Origin of the sequence: Streptosporangium vulgare (genome assembly GCF_042428775.1) — a bacterium.
Taxonomy (GTDB): Bacteria; Actinomycetota; Actinomycetes; order Streptosporangiales; family Streptosporangiaceae; genus Streptosporangium; species Streptosporangium vulgare.
Genome location: NZ_JBHMBS010000010.1, coordinates 134,518 through 151,483 on the forward strand (window position 1 = coordinate 134,518; position 16,966 = coordinate 151,483).

The 16,966-nt window shown below is 70.2% G+C and carries 15 protein-coding genes; 9 read left to right on the plus strand and 6 right to left on the minus strand.

Annotated features, from left to right (window positions below; genetic code table 11):
- Nucleotide 1: 1 nt before the first annotated feature.
- Nucleotides 2-577, plus strand: coding sequence for a Clp protease N-terminal domain-containing protein (locus ACFFRH_RS21995; protein WP_344749256.1), 576 nt, complete (start codon nt 2-4; stop codon nt 575-577).
- A 171-nt stretch (nt 578-748) separates the two neighbouring features.
- Here the strand turns inward: ACFFRH_RS21995 and ACFFRH_RS22000 are convergent, their stop codons facing one another.
- The 3 genes from ACFFRH_RS22000 to ACFFRH_RS22010 form a co-directional block, all read right to left on the minus strand.
- Entirely contained in the window at nt 749-1,486 is a 738-nt protein-coding gene (locus ACFFRH_RS22000) for a succinate dehydrogenase/fumarate reductase iron-sulfur subunit (protein WP_344749257.1), read from the minus strand.
- Nucleotides 1,483-3,411, minus strand: a complete 1,929-nt coding sequence (locus ACFFRH_RS22005) for a fumarate reductase/succinate dehydrogenase flavoprotein subunit (RefSeq protein WP_344749258.1) — start codon at nt 3,409-3,411, stop codon at nt 1,483-1,485. The genes ACFFRH_RS22000 and ACFFRH_RS22005 overlap by 4 nt, the downstream gene beginning before the upstream one ends.
- Nucleotides 3,412-3,532: 121 nt before the next feature.
- The gene (locus ACFFRH_RS22010; RefSeq protein WP_344749264.1) at nt 3,533-4,297 is read right to left on the minus strand and encodes a succinate dehydrogenase cytochrome b subunit; all 765 of its coding nucleotides are present in this window, start codon (nt 4,295-4,297) and stop codon (nt 3,533-3,535) included.
- A gap of 313 nt (nt 4,298-4,610) precedes the next feature.
- Between ACFFRH_RS22010 and ACFFRH_RS22015 the strand changes: the two genes are divergently transcribed.
- The 7 genes from ACFFRH_RS22015 (at nt 4,611) to ACFFRH_RS22045 (ending at nt 13,394) form a co-directional block, all read left to right on the plus strand.
- Nucleotides 4,611-5,543 (plus strand): LysR family transcriptional regulator, encoded by a 933-nt coding sequence (locus ACFFRH_RS22015; RefSeq protein ID WP_344749261.1) that lies wholly within the window; start codon nt 4,611-4,613, stop codon nt 5,541-5,543.
- Nucleotides 5,544-6,034: 491 nt separating this feature from the next.
- A complete protein-coding gene (locus ACFFRH_RS22020; RefSeq protein WP_386159167.1) occupies nt 6,035-7,189 on the plus strand; it encodes a PP2C family protein-serine/threonine phosphatase in 1,155 nt (384 codons plus the stop codon).
- Between the two features lie 95 nt (nt 7,190-7,284).
- On the plus strand, nt 7,285-8,913 hold the full coding sequence (locus ACFFRH_RS22025; protein ID WP_386159170.1) for a sensor histidine kinase: 1,629 nt from the start codon (nt 7,285-7,287) through the stop codon (nt 8,911-8,913).
- Nucleotides 8,914-9,155: 242 nt separating this feature from the next.
- Nucleotides 9,156-9,605 (plus strand): response regulator, encoded by a 450-nt coding sequence (locus tag ACFFRH_RS22030; protein ID WP_386159173.1) that lies wholly within the window; start codon nt 9,156-9,158, stop codon nt 9,603-9,605.
- Nucleotides 9,606-9,927: 322 nt separating this feature from the next.
- Nucleotides 9,928-10,713 carry a succinate dehydrogenase subunit SdhC gene (gene sdhC, locus ACFFRH_RS22035; RefSeq protein ID WP_344743020.1) on the plus strand — a complete coding sequence of 262 codons (786 nt, stop codon included), beginning with the start codon at nt 9,928-9,930 and terminating at the stop codon, nt 10,711-10,713.
- 9 nt (nt 10,714-10,722) lie between these two features.
- Nucleotides 10,723-12,630 carry a fumarate reductase/succinate dehydrogenase flavoprotein subunit gene (locus ACFFRH_RS22040; RefSeq protein WP_386159176.1) on the plus strand — a complete coding sequence of 636 codons (1,908 nt, stop codon included), beginning with the start codon at nt 10,723-10,725 and terminating at the stop codon, nt 12,628-12,630.
- 2 nt (nt 12,631-12,632) lie between these two features.
- Nucleotides 12,633-13,394 (plus strand): succinate dehydrogenase/fumarate reductase iron-sulfur subunit, encoded by a 762-nt coding sequence (locus ACFFRH_RS22045; RefSeq protein ID WP_344743022.1) that lies wholly within the window; start codon nt 12,633-12,635, stop codon nt 13,392-13,394.
- A 235-nt stretch (nt 13,395-13,629) separates the two neighbouring features.
- Here the strand turns inward: ACFFRH_RS22045 and ACFFRH_RS22050 are convergent, their stop codons facing one another.
- Nucleotides 13,630-14,082 carry a MarR family transcriptional regulator gene (locus tag ACFFRH_RS22050; protein ID WP_344743023.1) on the minus strand — a complete coding sequence of 151 codons (453 nt, stop codon included), beginning with the start codon at nt 14,080-14,082 and terminating at the stop codon, nt 13,630-13,632.
- Nucleotides 14,083-14,526: 444 nt separating this feature from the next.
- On the opposite strand from ACFFRH_RS22050, the gene ACFFRH_RS22055 reads away from it, so the two are divergent.
- On the plus strand, nt 14,527-15,072 hold the full coding sequence (locus ACFFRH_RS22055) for a GNAT family N-acetyltransferase (protein ID WP_344743025.1): 546 nt from the start codon (nt 14,527-14,529) through the stop codon (nt 15,070-15,072).
- Between the two features lie 47 nt (nt 15,073-15,119).
- Here the strand turns inward: ACFFRH_RS22055 and ACFFRH_RS22060 are convergent, their stop codons facing one another.
- Both ACFFRH_RS22060 and ACFFRH_RS22065 read right to left on the minus strand, forming a co-directional pair.
- The gene (locus tag ACFFRH_RS22060; RefSeq protein WP_386159180.1) at nt 15,120-15,293 is read right to left on the minus strand and encodes a hypothetical protein; all 174 of its coding nucleotides are present in this window, start codon (nt 15,291-15,293) and stop codon (nt 15,120-15,122) included.
- 87 nt (nt 15,294-15,380) lie between these two features.
- Nucleotides 15,381-16,871, minus strand: a complete 1,491-nt coding sequence (locus ACFFRH_RS22065) for a chromosomal replication initiator protein DnaA (protein WP_344743026.1) — start codon at nt 16,869-16,871, stop codon at nt 15,381-15,383.
- Nucleotides 16,872-16,966 lie beyond the last annotated feature (95 nt).

Consider the following 16,966-nt stretch of genomic DNA (forward strand, 5'->3'; position numbering starts at 1 on the left):
GATGTTCGAACGGTTCCACCATGAGGCCCGCCAGGCGGTGACCCTCGCGCAGGAGAACGCCCGCAGGCTGCGGCACGACGTCATCGGCACCGAGCACATCCTGCTCGGCCTGCTCGACCAGCCCGAGAGCCTGTCGGCGCGGGTGCTGCGCCGACACGGCCTCGACCACGACGGCGCCTACCGGTCGGTCGTCCGCCTCACCCCGCAGAAGCCGGGCGACGCGCTCGACGCCGAGGCGCTGGAGTCGATCGGCATCGACCTCTCGGCCATCAGGGAGAAGGTCGAGGCGGCCTTCGGGCCCGGCGCCCTGGACCGCAAACCCCGCACCGACCGGCGGGGCCGCGTGTTCGGCGGCTTCCACATCCCCTTCAGCCCCCGGGCGAAGAAGACCCTGGAGCTGTCCCTGCGCGAGGCCATCAACCTCAAGCACAACCACATCGGCGACGGCCACCTCCTCCTCGGCCTCATGCGCGAGGGCGAGGGGCTGGGCAGCAAGGTGCTGACCGACGCGGGCCTCGACGTCGCGACCCTGCGCCGGGAGGTCGTCACCGAGCTGGGCCGGCCGTCCCGGCCGTGAACGTCGGCGACGGCGACACCGAGGTGCCCGGTGCGGGAAGGACGACGGCCCCGGACGACAAACCCGGCGACCCGGGACGGGAGGCGGAGCCGTGCCCGGCGTGGGGCGGGAGCCGTGCCCGGCGTGGGGCGCTCCCGCCCCCCGGAACCCACGGCTCCCGCCCCCGGGGACCTACTTGGAGGCCCGCAGGTAGTCGCGGTTCATCTGGGCGATGGTGTCCAGCGGGATGCCCTTGGGACAGACCGCCGTGCACTCGCCGGTGTTGGTGCAGCCGCCGAAGCCCTCCGCGTCCATCTGCTCGACCATGGCCTTGGCGCGGGAGTCGCGCTCGGGCTGGCCCTGCGGCAGCAGGCCCAGGTGAGTGATCTTGGCGGCGGTGAAGAGGGAGGCGGAGCCGTTCGGGCAGGCGGCGACGCAGGCGCCGCAGCCGATGCAGGTGGCCGCGTCGAACGCCGAGTCGGCGTCGACCTTCTTCACCGGGACGCTGTGCGCGTCGGGGGCGGAGCCGGCCGGGACGGAGACGAAGCCGCCCGCCTGGATGATGCGGTCGAACGCCGAGCGGTCCACGACCAGGTCCTTCACCACCGGGAAGGGCGCGGCGCGCCACGGCTCGATGGTGATGACCGCGTTGTCCTCGAAGTGACGCATGTGCAGCTGGCAGGTGGTGGTCGCCACCTGCTCGCCGTGCGCGACACCGTTGATGACCATGCCGCACATGCCGCAGATGCCCTCGCGGCAGTCGTGGTCGAAGGCGACCGGGTCGTCGCCCTCCAGGATGAGCCGCTCGTTGAGGACGTCGAGCATCTCCAGGAAGGACATGTCCGGTGACACGTCCTCGACCCGGTAGGTGACCATGCGGCCCTTGTCCTCGGGGCCCCGCTGCCGCCAGACCTTGAGAGTGAGATTCACTTGTAGCTCCGCTGGCTCATCTTGACGTACTCGTAGTCGAGATCTTCCTTGTGCAGGATCGGGCCCTGCTCCCCGTACTCCCAGGCGGCGACGTAGGCGAAGTGCTCGTCGTCGCGCAGGGCCTCGCCGTCGGCGTCCTGCGACTCGGCGCGGAAGTGGCCGCCGCACGACTCGGTGCGGTGCAGCGCGTCGACGCACATCAGCTCGGCCAGGTCGAAGAAGTCGGCCACCCGCCCGGCCCGCTCCAGAGCCTGGTTGAGCTCCCCGGCCTCGCCGGAGACCTTCACGTTCCGCCAGAACTCCTCGCGCAGCTCGGGGATCCGCTCCAGGGCCTTGCGCAGCGACTCCTCGGTGCGCTCCATGCCGCAGTAGTCCCACATGAGCTTGCCCAGCTCGCGGTGGTAGGAGTCGGCGGTGCGGTCCCCGTCGTTCGACAGCAACCTGGCGATCTTCTCGCGCACCGCGACCTCGGCCTCGGCCACGGCCTCCTCGTCGACCTCGCCGTACGGGCCGTTCGCGAGGTAGTCGCCGATCGTGGTCGGCAGCACGAAGTAGCCGTCGGCCAGGCCCTGCATCAGCGCGGACGCGCCGAGACGGTTGGCGCCGTGGTCGGAGAAGTTGGCCTCGCCGATCACGAACAGGCCGGGGATCGTGGACTGCAGGTCGTAGTCCACCCACAGGCCGCCCATCGTGTAGTGGACGGCCGGGTAGATGCGCATCGGCTGGGCGTAGGGGTCCTCGCCGGTGATGCGCTCGTACATCTCGAAGAGGTTGCCGTACTTCTTCTCCACCGCGTCGCGGCCCAGACGGCGGATCGCGTCGGCGAAGTCGAGGTAGACGCCCAGCCCGCCGGGGCCGACGCCTCGGCCCTCGTCGCAGACGTTCTTGGCGGCGCGGGAGGCGATGTCACGCGGGACCAGGTTGCCGAACGCCGGATAGATGCGCTCCAGGTAGTAGTCGCGCTCCTCCTCGGGGATCTCCGAGGCCGGGCGGGCGTCGCCCCGCTCCAGCGGCACCCACACGCGGCCGTCGTTGCGCAGCGACTCCGACATCAGGGTCAGCTTCGACTGGTAGTCGCCGCTGACCGGGATGCAGGTCGGGTGGATCTGGGTGTAGCAGGGGTTGGCGAACATCGCGCCGCGCCGGTGCGCCCGCCAGATCGCCGTGGTGTTGCAGCCCTTGGCGTTGGTCGAAAGGAAGAACACGTTGCCGTACCCGCCGCTGGCCAGCACGACCGCGTCGGCCAGGTGCCGCTCGATCTCGCCGGTGACCATGTCGCGGACGATGACGCCGCGCGCCCGGCCGTCGGAGACGATCAGGTCGAGCATCTCGTGGCGGGTGTGCATCTCGACGGTCCCGGCCGCGATCTGCCGCTCCAGCGCCTGGTACGCGCCGAGCAGCAGCTGCTGGCCCGTCTGGCCCCTGGCGTAGAAGGTACGGGAGACCTGCGCGCCGCCGAAGGAGCGGGTGTCGAGCAGGCCGCCGTACTCGCGGGCGAACGGCACGCCCTGGGCCACGGCCTGGTCGATGATGTTCACGCTGACCTGGGCGAGCCGGTAGACGTTGGACTCGCGGGCGCGGAAGTCACCGCCCTTGACCGTGTCGTAGAACAGCCGGTAGATCGAGTCGCCGTCGCCCCGGTAGTTCTTGGCCGCGTTGATGCCGCCCTGGGCCGCGATGGAGTGCGCGCGCCGGGGCGTGTCCTGGTAGCAGAAGGACTTGACGTTGTAGCCCAGCTCGCCGAGGGTCGCGGCGGCCGAGCCGCCCGCCAGCCCGGTGCCCACGACGATGACGTTGAGCTTGCGCTTGTTGGCCGGGTTGACCAGCTTGGCGCCGAACTTGCGCTTCTCCCAGCGATCCTCGATCGGGCCGTCGGGAGCCTTGGTGTCGCGGATGGGCTCGCCCTCTGTGTATCTCGTGGTCATGACCCGCTCACCGCTCCTCGTTCACCACGCGGAAGATCCGCTCCTCGTACGCCACGCGTGAGACCCGCTCCTCGTACGCCGCCGTGCTCGCCGCGCCGGGCCCCGCTCACCCGGGCCCCGTTCACTTGATCACTCCGAGGACGACCGCGACCGGGACGGCGAGGAAGCCGACGACCAGCAGCGCCGACAGGCCCGTGGCGGCGGCCCTCAGCGAGCGGTAGCTGCGGCGGCCCGCCAGGCCGAGCGTCTGGAAGGCGCTCCACAGGCCGTGGCGCAGGTGCAGGCCGACCATGACGACCGCGAGCACGTAGAACAGGGTGACCCACCAGCGCGACGGCGCGAAGCCCTCGACCAGGCGCTCGTACGGTGTGGAGCCGCCACCCGCCGGGTTGGCCACGCCGAACGTCAGGTCCAGCAGGTGGTAGACCACGAACAGCACGATGACGACGCCGCCGTAGCGCATGGTGTGGACCGCGTAGCCGTTCGCCCGGGACTTGCGCCTGGCCGCGTACCTGACCGGACGGGCCTTGCGCGCCCGCCGGGCCAGGGAGATCGCCGACCACATGTGCAGCCCGACCGCGACGACCAGTCCGATCTCGACGATGGTCAGCAGGGTGCGGTGCGGGAGGATCGGCTCGCCCATGGTCCGCAGGAAGGCCGCGTAGGAGTTGAAGGACTCCGCGCCGAAGAAGCTCTTGAGGTTTCCGGCCATGTGGCCGACAAGAAAGAGCACCATCACGGCACCCGTGACGGCCATCACGGCCTTCTTGCCGTTGGAGGAGCTCAGGAAGCCGCCCCGCCGCCTGGGCCTTGCCGGCTTCGCTGGGGCGTCCGCCGGGGGTTTCACCGACGCGGTGGCGGATCCGCGCTCAATCGTGGCAGTCACGTTTGTCACGCTAGGTAGGAGGATTTATCGGCGTCCAAGTCATCGTGGATGTGGTTTCCATAGCCTGCGGCTATTGACTCTGCGCTCCTGCGGCTTCCAGGACCGTGGCTGCCGGCCCGGTGCGAGCAATCTCACAACGTGCTGAGGACAGCCTCACATCGTCTCGCACACCGTCGCCGGTCCCGGATCCGAGCCCGGAGGACCCGTGCGCTACACGTCCCGCGTCCGGGACGTCGCCTGCCCGGCGACCCGCGCCCCCGGTGACGCGCGTACCGGGGAGCCGTACGCCGAGGAGCCCCTACGCTAGGGAAACGTGCAGCTCCAGCAACTCGCCTACTTCGTGGCGGTCGCCGAGGCCCGGCACTTCACCCAGGCCGCCGAGGGGATGCGCGTCGCCCAGCCCTCGCTGAGCAAGCAGATCAAGGCCCTGGAGGCCGAGCTCGGCGCGCCGCTGTTCAGCCGCGCCCGGGGGAACGTCACGCTGACCCCGGCGGGTGAGGCGCTGCTGCCGCTGGCCCGCAGGATGCTGGCCGACGCCGAGACCGCCAGGAGCGAGGTCGGCGAGCTCGCGGGCCTGCGCCGGGGCCGGGTCAGGCTGGGCGCGACCCCCTCGCTCTGCGCCGGGCTGCTCGCCGACGCGCTGGCCAGGTTCCACCACGCCTACCCCGGCATCGAGCTGTTCGTGGAGGAGGGCGGCTCCCGCGACCTGGTCCGCACCCTCGCCCGCGGCCAGCTCGACCTGGCGCTGATCATCATGCCGCTGCACAGCGACGACCCCGCCCTCGTCACCGAGGAGATCCTGCGGGAGAACCTCGTCGTCGCCTCCCCCTCGGCCGACCACGCCCACCGGCCGTACGTGCGCATCGAGGAGTTGCGGCGGCGGCCGATGGTGATGTTCCGGCGCGGGTACGACCTGCGGGAGGCGACGCTCAGCGCCTGCAGGCAGGCCGGGTTCGAGCCCAGGTTCGCGGTGGAGGGCGGCGAGATGGACGCCGTGCTGCGCTTCGTGGAGGCCGGGCTGGGGATCGCGCTGGTCCCCTCGATGGTGCTGGACGGCCGCCCGGGACTGGCCGGGACGCCGCTGGCGCCCCCCGGGCTGCGCCGCACGATAGCCATCGCGCATCGTAAGGACGTCCAGCCCACCCGCGCCGCCCAGGCCTTCCGCTCGACCCTGCTCCTCTTCCTCACCGAGGCCGCCCGCGACGGCAGCCTCCCCCAGGGACTCGACCTGATCACCGAGACCTGATCACCGAAGACCTGACCGACGAGGACCGATCACCGAGAGCCGATCGACGAGACCTCATCGACGAAGGCCGGTCGACGAGAACCGGCCCCGGCGGGCGAGGCCGTCACGGAAACCGTCGTCACGGAAACCTCCACCACGCAACCGCCACCGCGGGGCGGGCCCCGCCGCGCGTGACGGCCGGAGTGCGCGGCCGTAAGGCCGGGCGGCGGTCGCGGGTGCCCGGGAGTGCGCGGGCCATCCGGCCGGGCGGCGGGCCCGGGTGCCCGAAAGGACGACGGCCGGGAGTTTGCGGGCCACACGGCCGGGCAGTGGCCGTGGACGCCCGAGGGGTGGGCAGGTGCCCGACGGGCGTCGTGGCACGTTCCCGACGTGCGGCGGGTCACGATATCCGCCGCGTGGATCAAGGTGACTGATCAACACCCTCTAAGTCCCGGTGTCACACTATTCTACGTAGCGTCGACAGGTTCTCCCGATCTCACGAAGAGGCGTCAGTGACCGCCCCCGCCAATGAAACGCTCACGCTTCTCCTCATCGAGGACGACGCGGGCGACGCCTTCCTCGTGGAGGAGCTGCTCAGCGAGGCGGACAACCCACCCAAGATCATTTGGGTGCGCAGCATGGCCGAGAGCCGGGAGCGCCTCACCGAGGACGTGCAGTGCGTGCTCGTCGACCTCTCCCTGCCCGACGCGTCCGGCCTGGAGGCGCTGGAGCAGGTGCTGTCGATGGCGCCGCACGCCGCCGTGCTCGTGCTGACCGGCCTGAACGACACCCACGTCGGCGTGGAGGCCGTCGCCGCCGGCGCCCAGGACTTCCTGGTCAAGCAGGACGTGGAGGCCCGCCTGCTGGCGCGGGCGATCCGCTACTCGATAGAGCGCAAGCGCGCCGACCTGGCCCAGCGCAGGCTGGTCGAGGCCGAGCTGCTCACCAAGGAGAACTCCCGCCTCGAACGCGGGCTCCTGCCGGTCCCGCTGCTGGCCTCGGAGGTCCTGGACCACCAGGCCCGCTACCTGCCGGGACGCAGGAGGGCCCTTCTCGCCGGCGACTTCTGGGACACCGTGCAGAGCCCCGACGGCGCCGTCCACGTGGTGGTCGGCGACGTGTGCGGGCACGGCCCCGACGAGGCCGCGCTGGGCGTCGCGCTCAGGATCGCCTGGCGGACCCTGGTCCTGGCCGGGCACACCGGCAACGAGCTGCTCTCCACCCTGGAGGCGGTGCTCCGCCTGGAGCGCAAGTCCGCGGAGATCTTCACCACCCTGTGCATCGTCACGATCGACCCCACGCTCAGCACGGCGCGGATGCACGTGGTCGGCCATCCGCCGCCGCTGCTGATCCGCGACGGCGAGATCGGCGTGGTGCCCGGCACCCCCTCCGGCCCCCCGCTGGGGATCTTCCAGGACGTCGAGTGGTCGGCGATCGACGTCCCGCTCGGCTCCGACTGGTCGCTGCTGCTCTACACCGACGGCCTGATCGAGGCCACCGTGGGCGGCGGGCCCGACCTGCTCGGCACCGAGGGCCTGCTCAGGCTCGTCCAGGAGCAGGGCGGGATCGAGCTCGACCGGCTCATCGAACGCGTCATCGAGCTGAACCGCGACGCGCTCAGCGACGACCTGGCGACCGTGCTCATCTCTCGAAGCGGAAACCGATGACCGACCGTCCGGAGCCCTCGGATCGTTCGGGTCACGGCCTCAGCCCTCGCCCCCTGCCCGCGTTCACCCCCTCGAAGGGGTTCGGGAACCTTCCGGTGGGACGCTGGTTCACGCTCGCCGGGGTGGGCATCGCGCTGGTCTTCATGGTCTCCGCCGTCGTCACGATCAATTCGATCGAGGAGACGCGGGAGGCGAGGGAGACCCTGGTCGACGTCGTCGACCCGGCGGCGCTGCGCCTCCTGGAGATCTCCAACGCGATGACCTCGCAGGAGAGCTCGGTGCGGGCGTACGGCAGGACCAACGAGGAAGCCTCCCTTCGGGACTACCGGAACGCGATCACCGCGGAGAACACCGCGGTGGGCGCGCTCGTCGCGCTGCTCCCCCGGATGCCGGAGCGGCAGGCGGTCAGTGCCGAGGTGGCCCGGCTGAGGGTGGCGGGAGAGGCCTGGCGGCGCGACTACGCGGAGACGGTCATCGCCGCCGTACCGACCCTGAAGACCGACGCCGCCCGGCAGAACGCCAACATCAACGCCACCCGGTTCACCGAGGTCCGCCAGTCCCTCACCGGCCTCCAGAGCCACCTGAACCGGCTGCACGAGGCCGGCGTCGTCCGGTTCGACCTCGGCTGGCAGGCCCTCTACGCCGCGCTCATCGGCGTGACCTCGGCGCTGGTCGTGGCCGGGATCATCGCGGTGCTCATCGTGCGGTACGCGGTGCTCCGCCCGCTCGCCGAGCTGAACCAGCAGGTCCGCGCGGTCGCCCAGGGGGATTTCGACCACAAGCTCAGGGTGGAGCGCCCGGCCGAGCTGTCGGAGCTGTCGGGCCACGTCGACGCGATGCGCCGCCGCATCCTCGCCGAGTGGCGCCGCTCCTCGGAGACGCAGCGCAAGCTGGAGGACCAGACGGCGGAGCTGAAGCGCTCCAACGGCGAGCTGGAGCAGTTCGCCTACGTGGCCAGCCACGACCTGCAGGAGCCGCTGCGCAAGGTGGCCAGTTTCACCCAGATGCTGGACCAGCGCTACGGCGACCAGCTCGACGAGCGCGCCAAGCAGTACATCGCCTTCTCCGTCGACGGCGCCAAGCGCATGCAGATGCTGATCAACGACCTGCTCGACTTCTCCCGGGTCGGCAGGATGGGCGGCGAGCGCAGCAGGATCGACGCCACCGTGCCGTTCAGGGCCGCGCTGAACAACCTCGGCGCGACCATCGAGGACACCGGGGCGACGGTGACCCACGACGAGCTGCCCGCGGTGCACGGCAACCGGGCGCAGCTCACCCAGCTCTTCCAGAACCTCATCGGCAACGCGATCAAGTTCCACTCGCAGGAGCCGCCGGTGATCCACATCGGGGTGCGGCGCGCCGGGGAGATGTGGGAGTTCTCCTGCACCGACAACGGCATCGGTATCGACAGCAAGTACACCGACCGCATCTTCCTGATCTTCCAGCGCCTGCACGGGCGGGACGTCTACGCGGGCACGGGCATCGGGCTGGCGCTCTGCAAGAAGATCGTCGAGTACCACGGTGGCCGCATCTGGGTGGACAACGGGGACGGCGAAACCACCGGAGACAGTGAAACCCCCGCGAGCACCGGGAAGACCGAGAACAGCGCGAGCGCCGGGAGGACCGCCACGCCGGGCACGACCTTCCGCTGGACCCTTCCCCCTGGAGACACGGCCGAGGACCTCCCCTCCCCGGAGGGAGGGGATTCCCAGGATCGCTCGTGAGAGTTCCCGCTTCACCGCCGGTTCGCGCCAGGAGAGAACTCCCTTGAGGTCCCGCACGAGCCCCACGGGCGTTCCGCCTCGCCGCCGGCCCGGCGGCGATGGTGCCGCCGATCACGCATGCGGTGACCTGGTCGTCACCGCCGCCGAATACGCTACCGAGTCCGAGTACGCTGCCGAATCTCGCGGCACCGTGCCGCGTTTCCACCGGTCCGAAGGCCGGGGTCTTCACGCTGGAGGAACTGATGAATGACCTGCGCTGGATCGACGTGCTCCTGGTCGAGGACGACCCGGGCGACGTCCTGCTGACGCGGGAGGCGTTCGAGCTCAACAAGGTCCGCAACAAGCTGCACGTGGTCAACGACGGCGAGCAGGCCATGGCCTTCCTGCGCAAGGAGGGCGACTACGCCGACGTGCCCCGGCCCGACCTGATCCTGCTCGACCTCAACCTGCCCCGCAAGGACGGCCGGGAGGTGCTCCAGGACATAAAGGCCGACGAGAAGCTCCGCGGGATCCCGGTGGTCGTGCTGACCACGTCGGAGTCCGAGGAGGACATCCTGCGCAGCTACAACCTGCACGCCAACGCCTACGTCTCCAAACCGGTCGACTTCGACCAGTTCATCAGCGTGGTCCGGCGGATCGACGACTTCTTCGTGACCGTCGTCAAGCTGCCCAACTCCAGCCAGCACTACTGACGGCCCGCGGGGGCGGAAAAACAGGGGTTGCCCAATCGCCGCACCCGCCCCCACGGCCTCCCGAGACCTCCCTGTGATCGTCCACCCCGTGAGACGGCGCAGGCGAGGGCCTCCTGCCAGCCGAACGTGACAGGAATCACACCGGGTCAGTGAAATTGTGAGAGACCCCTTACACACAACCCCTGGACGTCGTCGTAACGTATCCCCCACCAACATGCGCGCGCACGTGTGAGCCGGCGCGACGATGCCCCGGACGCGCGGCACAACTGAAACAACCCGGACCCCTGGGCGAGCGGGGTCCGCGGGAGGTGGAGAGGTCTCGATGACCCAGACAACGGCCGAGAGCCCGGCCAGAAGGCAACGTGCGCAGATCAAGGAGCGCACTCTGCGAACCGACCAGTGGTGGCGCTATCCACTGGTCACTTTCATCATCTTCACGGCATTCCTCGTCTACGCCACGTGGGCGATCTTTGATACAAAATACTTCGTATCGCCGTATCACGCGCCGTTCGCGTCGCCCTGTCTGGCGACGAGTTGCCCGCCGGACGCGCGGCTGTTCGGCCTCGCCCCCTTCGGCGACTGGTACACCCTGCCTCCCGGCCTGCTGATCCTCGGCCTTCCCGCGGGGTTCCGCTTCACGTGTTACTACTACCGCAAGGCCTACTACCGGGGGTTCTGGCTCTCGCCCCCGGCCTGCGGGGTGAACGAGCCGCACAAGAAGTACTCCGGTGAGTCGCGGTTCCCGCTGATCCTGCAGAACGTCCACCGCTACTTCTTCTACGCGGCGATCGTCGTCGGCCTCGTCCTCGCGTACGACGCGGTGAAGGCGCTGATCGAGAAGCCGGCCGGCCTGGGCACCTGGATCCTGATCGTCAACGCGGTCCTGATCAACCTGTACACCCTGTCGTGCCACTCCTGCCGGCACATCACGGCCGGGCGCCTGAACCACTTCTCCAAGCACCCGATCCGCTACCGGGCCTGGGGCTTCGTCTCCAAGCTCAACGCCAGGCACTCGCAGCTCGCGCTGATCTCCATGTTCTCCGTCATGGGCGCCGACCTGTACGTGCGCCTGGTCGCCAAGGGCATCATCGCCTTCTCGTTCGCATAAGGATCTCCTGTGGAAATCGAGCGTCACGAATACGACGTCGTCGTCATCGGCGCCGGCGGTGCGGGCCTGCGGGCGGCCATCGAGGCCCGCCAGCAGGGCAAGCGGACGGCGATCGTCTGCAAGTCGCTGTTCGGCAAGGCGCACACGGTCATGGCCGAGGGCGGCGCGGCCGCCGCCATGGGCAACGTCAACAGCGACGACAACTGGATGGTGCACTTCCGCGACACCATGCGCGGCGGCAAGTTCCTCAACAACTGGAGGATGGCCGAGCTGCACGCCAAGGAGGCTCCCGACCGGGTCTGGGAGCTGGAGGCGTGGGGCGCGCTGTTCGACCGCACCAAGGACGGCAAGATCAGCCAGCGCAACTTCGGCGGGCACGAGTACCCGCGGCTGGCCCACGTCGGCGACCGCACCGGCCTGGAGCTGATCCGCACCCTGCAGCAGCGGGTGGTCGCGCTCCAGCAGGAGGACGAGAGGCTCCACGGCGACGCCGAGGCGTACATCAAGGTCTTCCAGGAGTGCACGATCACCCGCCTGCTCAAGGAGGCGGGTCCCGGCGAGAGCGGCGCGATCTCCGGGGCCTTCGGCTACTGGCGGGAGAACGGCAAGCTCATCCTGTTCGACGCCCCCGCGATCGTGCTGGCCACCGGCGGCATCGGCAAGTCGTACGTGGTCACGTCCAACTCGTGGGAGTACACCGGCGACGGCCACGCGCTCGCCCTGCTCGCCGGCGCGAAGCTGATCAACATGGAGTTCATCCAGTTCCATCCCACCGGGATGGTCTGGCCGCCCTCGGTGCGGGGCATCCTCGTCACCGAGTCCGTCCGCGGCGACGGCGGGGTGCTGAGAAACTCCGAGGGCAAGCGCTTCATGTTCGACTACATCCCCGAGGTGTTCAAGGACAAGTACGCCACCACCGAGGAGGAGGGCGACCGCTGGTACACCGACCAGGCCAACAACCGCCGCCCTCCGGAGCTGCTCCCCCGCGACGAGGTCGCGCGGGCCATCAACTCCGAGGTGAAGGCGGGCCGCGGCTCACCCCAGGGCGGCGTCTACCTGGACGTCTCCACCCGCCTCCCGGCCGCTGAGATCGTCAAGCGGCTGCCGTCGATGCACCACCAGTTCAAGGAGCTGGCCGACGTCGACATCACCAAGGAGGCGATGCAGGTCGGCCCGACCTGCCACTACATCATGGGCGGCGTCGAGGTCGACGCCGACACCGGCGCGGCGGGCGTGCCCGGCCTGTTCGCGGCCGGTGAGGTCTCCGGCGGCATGCACGGCTCCAACCGGCTGGGCGGCAACTCGCTGTCCGACCTGCTGGTGTTCGGCCGCCGCGCGGGAGCGGGAGCGGCCTCGTACGTGGACGGCCTGGCGGCCCGGCCGAAGATCTCCGAGGAGGTCGTGGCCGCGGCGAGCGCGGAGGCGCTGGCCCCGCTGGAGCGCGCGGGCGAGAACCCGTACGAGGTCCACCACGAGCTGCAGCGGACGATGAACGAGCTGGTCGGCATCATCCGCAAGGCCGAGGAGGTCTCCGAGGCGCTGGAGGCGGTGGAGAAGCTCAAGGAGCGGGCCCAGGGCGTCGGCGCGGCCGGCAGCCGCATCTACAACCCCGGCTGGCACCTCGCCCTCGACCTGCGCAACATGCTCCTGGTCTCGGAGTGCGTGGCGAAGGCGGCGCTGCTGCGCCAGGAGAGCCGCGGCGGTCACACCCGCGACGACTTCCCCGGTATGTCCCCCGAGTGGCGGACCAAGATCCTGCTCTGCGCCCTCAACCCGGACGGCTCCGGCGTCACGGTGGAGGAGCAGGTGCAGCCGCCGATGCGGGACGACCTCATCACGCTGTTCGACCGCGACGAGCTGAAGAAGTACATCACCGAGGAAGAGCTGGCCGCCTTTGACGCGCTGGCCAAGGAGTAACCATGAGTTACAAGGCGAAGTTCCGCGTCTGGCGGGGCGAGGGCGGCGAGGGCAAGCTTGAGGACTTCACGGTCGAGGTGAACGAGGGCGAGGTCGTCCTCGACATCATCCACCGGCTCCAGGCCACCCAGGCCCCCGACCTGGCCGTCCGCTGGAACTGCAAGGCCGGCAAGTGCGGCTCGTGCTCGATGGAGATCAACGGCAGGCCGAAGCTCGGGTGCATGACCCGGATGTCCACCTTCACCGAGGACGAGACGATCACCGTGACGCCCATGCGGACGTTCCCGGTGATCAAGGACCTGGTCACGGACGTGTCGTTCAACTACCAGAAGGCCAGGGAGATCCCGTCCTTCACCCCTCCGGCCGACGTGAAGCCGGGCGAGTACCGCATGCAGCAGATCGACGTCGAGCGGTCCCAGGAGTTCCGCAAGTGCATCGAGTGCTTCATGTGCAACAACGTCTGTCACGTCATCCGTGACCACGAGGAGAACAAGACCAACTTCGCCGGTCCGCGCTTCCTGATGCGGATCGCCGAGCTGGACATGCACCCGTACGACGTGGCCGACCGCAAGGACTCCGCCCAGGAGGAGCACGGTCTCGGCTACTGCAACATCACCAAGTGCTGCACCGAGGTCTGCCCCGAGCACATCAAGATCACCGACAACGCGCTGATCCCGATGAAGGAGCGCGTCGTCGACCGGAAGTACGACCCGCTGGTCTGGCTGGGCAACAAGATCTTCAAGCGTTCCAGCTCGAAGACCTGAGTCTTCTCACCTCTCACGACGGCGCCGCCCCCGGGCTCTCCCGGGGGCGGCGCCGTCGCGTTTCCTCTTTGTTTCCTCGCGTCGCCGTTTCCCCGCACGCGTCGCCGTTTCCCCGCACGCGTCGCCGTTTCCCCGCACGCGTCGGCCGCTCCCTCGTGCGTGCCGTCGTTTCCGTAAGGCGCCGTTTCCTCGTAGCGCCCTTCCCGCCGGTCGCCGTCTCCTCGTGCCGCCGTTCTCAGTCGTGCCACAGCCGCTGCGTCTGTTTCCGCATGACCTCGTTGGCGCGGACGGCGAAGTCATGGATGATCACCAGCTCCGCGTCGCCGTAGCTCTCGACGAGATCGGCGTAGGCCCGGTTGAGGTCCGCCAGGATCTCCTGCAGCGCACGGTAGGGCCCCTCCCGTACCAGCTCGACGAGGACGCGGCGCCGGTCGGCGGTGTCCCGGCCCCGGCGCACGTACCCCGCCTTCTGCAGGCGGTCCACGACCGCGGTGATGGCGCCGCCGCGCGTCAGCCCTATCCGCACGGCGAGGTCGTGCGGGGTGAGGGGCCCCTCCTTGTCGAGGACGGCCAGGCAGTTGAAGTCGGTCACGTTGATTCCGGCCCGGCCGGCCACGCCGACGTGGAACAGCACCGACCGCACGGCCGTCAGGCGCCCCTGGTCGGCCATGGCCATGATCATTTCCATGCGGTTTTCCCGCTCCGTCGACATGGCGACCCCCTCTTCCCACTCTCTCTAAAATAGAGAGACTCCAAAGAGGAGACTCTCCATTTTGGTGCGAGGAGAGTAGACGATCTTTCCGGAAGAAGTCTTGCCCGCACTCCATGCCCGAACCGGCCCACCTGTATCACACCGGCGCCGCGCCCGTCCGGGGCTGTCGGGCGAACTGGCCGGTCAGCGGCTTGAAGATCGTCAGACCACGTAAGGCACGTAAGGCGAGCAGGCCGGCCGTCGCCGCACCGGTGGATCGTCGAGGGGTCCGTGCCCAGCCGGCCGGTGCACGCGACGCGAGCCGGTGGCGACGTCCCGGAGACCGGCCAGGTGCGCGTCGACGCCACGGGCGCGGGCGGGCGCGACAGGCCCGGACAGGATCCCGTGTTCTATGCTCCTGGGCCTATGAGCCGATCGCGGATGTTGTCTGCCACGGAGATCCCTTCGGAACGCCTCCTGCTTCGCGGAGCGTTGCACGACGCCGACCGTGAAGGATTCGTCGAACTCCACACCGATCCCGAGGTTCAGGCCTACATCGGTGGTCCCCAGCCTCGGAGTGACGTCGAGCGGCGCTTCGACGCGGCGATCGCCGACGGGACGTCCAGGTCCGGCAACTATGTCATCGCGGACAACACGACGAACCGGCTTGTCGGGACACTGATGCTCGCCCACCGGTCGGCCGACCGCCCCGGGCATGTCACCGAGGACGGCGGAGAGCTGGAGCTGGGCTATGTGCTGCGGCGCGGCGCGTGGGGCGCGGGGTTCGCGTTCGAGGCCGCGACGGCCGCGTTGCGCGCCGCGACCGACGAGCTCCCCGACCAGCCGGTCCTGCTCGTGACCCAGACCGCGAACGAGCGATCCATGAAACTCGCCGCCCGCCTCGGCTTCCGCCCCATCGGCACGTTCGAGGAGTACGGCGCCGAGCAGGCCCTCTGCACGGCTCCCCTGTCCGTGTTACGGATCTGATCCCGGTATTCGGCACAGCGGCCCCTCGGCCCCGGAGACCCGGGGTTTCAGGCGCCTCCCAGGCCGTCTTCCTCGCCCCGGCCCCCTTCGGGAACCGGTGACCTCGCGGACCGGTCCGGCACGGCGACCGTGACCGTGACCGTGACCGCGACCGCGACCGCGACCGCGACCGCGACCGCGACGACGTTCTCGTACGACGTCGGTGTCCTCACGCCGACCACGCCGCCTCCCGCTCCGCCCGCGACCGGGCCGGTCCTGGCCGGGGAGATCGCGCGAGGACGGTCAGGGCCCTTCGAGGCCGTTCGGGGTCAGGTGGAACGGCGGAAGAGGCCGCGCTTCTTCTTGCCGGTGTCCTGGCCGGGGAGCGGATAGACCGCCGTCGGGGTGGGCTCGACGGGAGGCCGGTCGCCGGAGCCCGTCTCGCCGGGGCCCTGGGCGGGACCGCCCTGCGGCTCGGGCCCGAACGGCCTTTCCTCCGCCGCGGGACGCTCCCCGCTCCGGTCACCCCGCGGTTCCTGCCCGAACGGCGCGGAGCCGTCCTGGGGGCCGCCGTGGAGGGGCCGATCCGGAGAGGGACCCTGACCGGAGGCGCCGTCGGGGACGGGACCGGGGGCGGTGGGACCGAACGACCGGAAGTCGTCTCGCGGGCCGCCGATCCCCAGATCGCCCCGGGCGGGCTCCTGCGGGAACGGCGCCCCGGGGAACTCCGGAGCCCCCTGGGGAAGGCCCACCTCGCCGGAGTCGGGGCCGAGGCGCGGGGCGCTCTGGAAGGCGGCCGGCGGGCCGTCCTGGATCGTCGGGCCGTAGGGCTCCTGCACGGGCCGCCCAACCTGCCCAACCTGCCCGGTCTGCCCCGGCTGCACGTTGCCGGCGCGCGGGTCGTACGGGTCACCGTGGCCGACGACCGGCTGCTGCTCGTAGCCGGGCGCGGGCAGGTACGCCGTCGTCTGGTCGTACCCGTGGGGATACTGCTCGGGGGTGTAGCCCTCCGGGTAGACCGGGGCGTACATCTGCATGGGGACGAAGCTGATGATCGGCGCGTAGGCCGTACCGCCCTGGTAGGGGCCGGGAGCGTAGCCGGGGCCGCCGGGGTAGGCCATCGGGTCCATCGGATCGCGGCCCATCCCGCGCGGACCGGCCCGGCGGATGGCCGCGGCGTGCGCCAGGCGGCGCAGCCTGCCCTCGAAGATCAGGACGGCGAACAGCACCAGCAGCACCAGGATCAGCGCCGGGATGCCGAGCTGGCGGCTCAGCGTGGCCCCGTCGAACTCGGAACCCGCGTTGCGGATCTCGTACACGGAGGAACCGGAGGCGCTCTCGTCGAGCGTCGCGGTGTCGGACGGCGTGGACGGGGCCGTGGGAAGCGGGTTGCTCTGTTCGGGAGTGGTCGCCGGGAACTGGGGCTCGTTGTTCTCCGGCGTCCCGGTGTCGGCGGGCGGGGTCACCGGAGGCTGGGGGTTCTGGACCGGCGGCGGCTGCACGGCCGCCGTCTCCTGCGCGGGCGGAGGCGCGGGCGCGGACGTCTTGGGAGGCTTGGGCTTCGGCGACGCCGGGACGGTGATCGTCGTGGTCACGGTCTTCTGCGGCACGGCCGTCTCCCCGGAGCCGCCCTGGGGGTCCTCGGTGACCGTGACGGTGACGATCGGCGTGGGCTCCTCGCAGGGGCCCGCCGGGTCGACGTCACATCCCTCGACCTGCGAGGGGTTGACGCCCATCACCCTGACGGTCGCGCCGGCCGCGGAGGAGCCGGTGAGCGGCGCCAGGGCGAGCAGGACGACGCCGCTGAGTCCCAGGGACATCACAACGGCGGAGACAGCTGCCCTGTGCCGTGCTCGCGTCACCGGTTCCCTCCGCGCAATCAACCATGAACACGTCAAAGAAATACTAGTTGGGC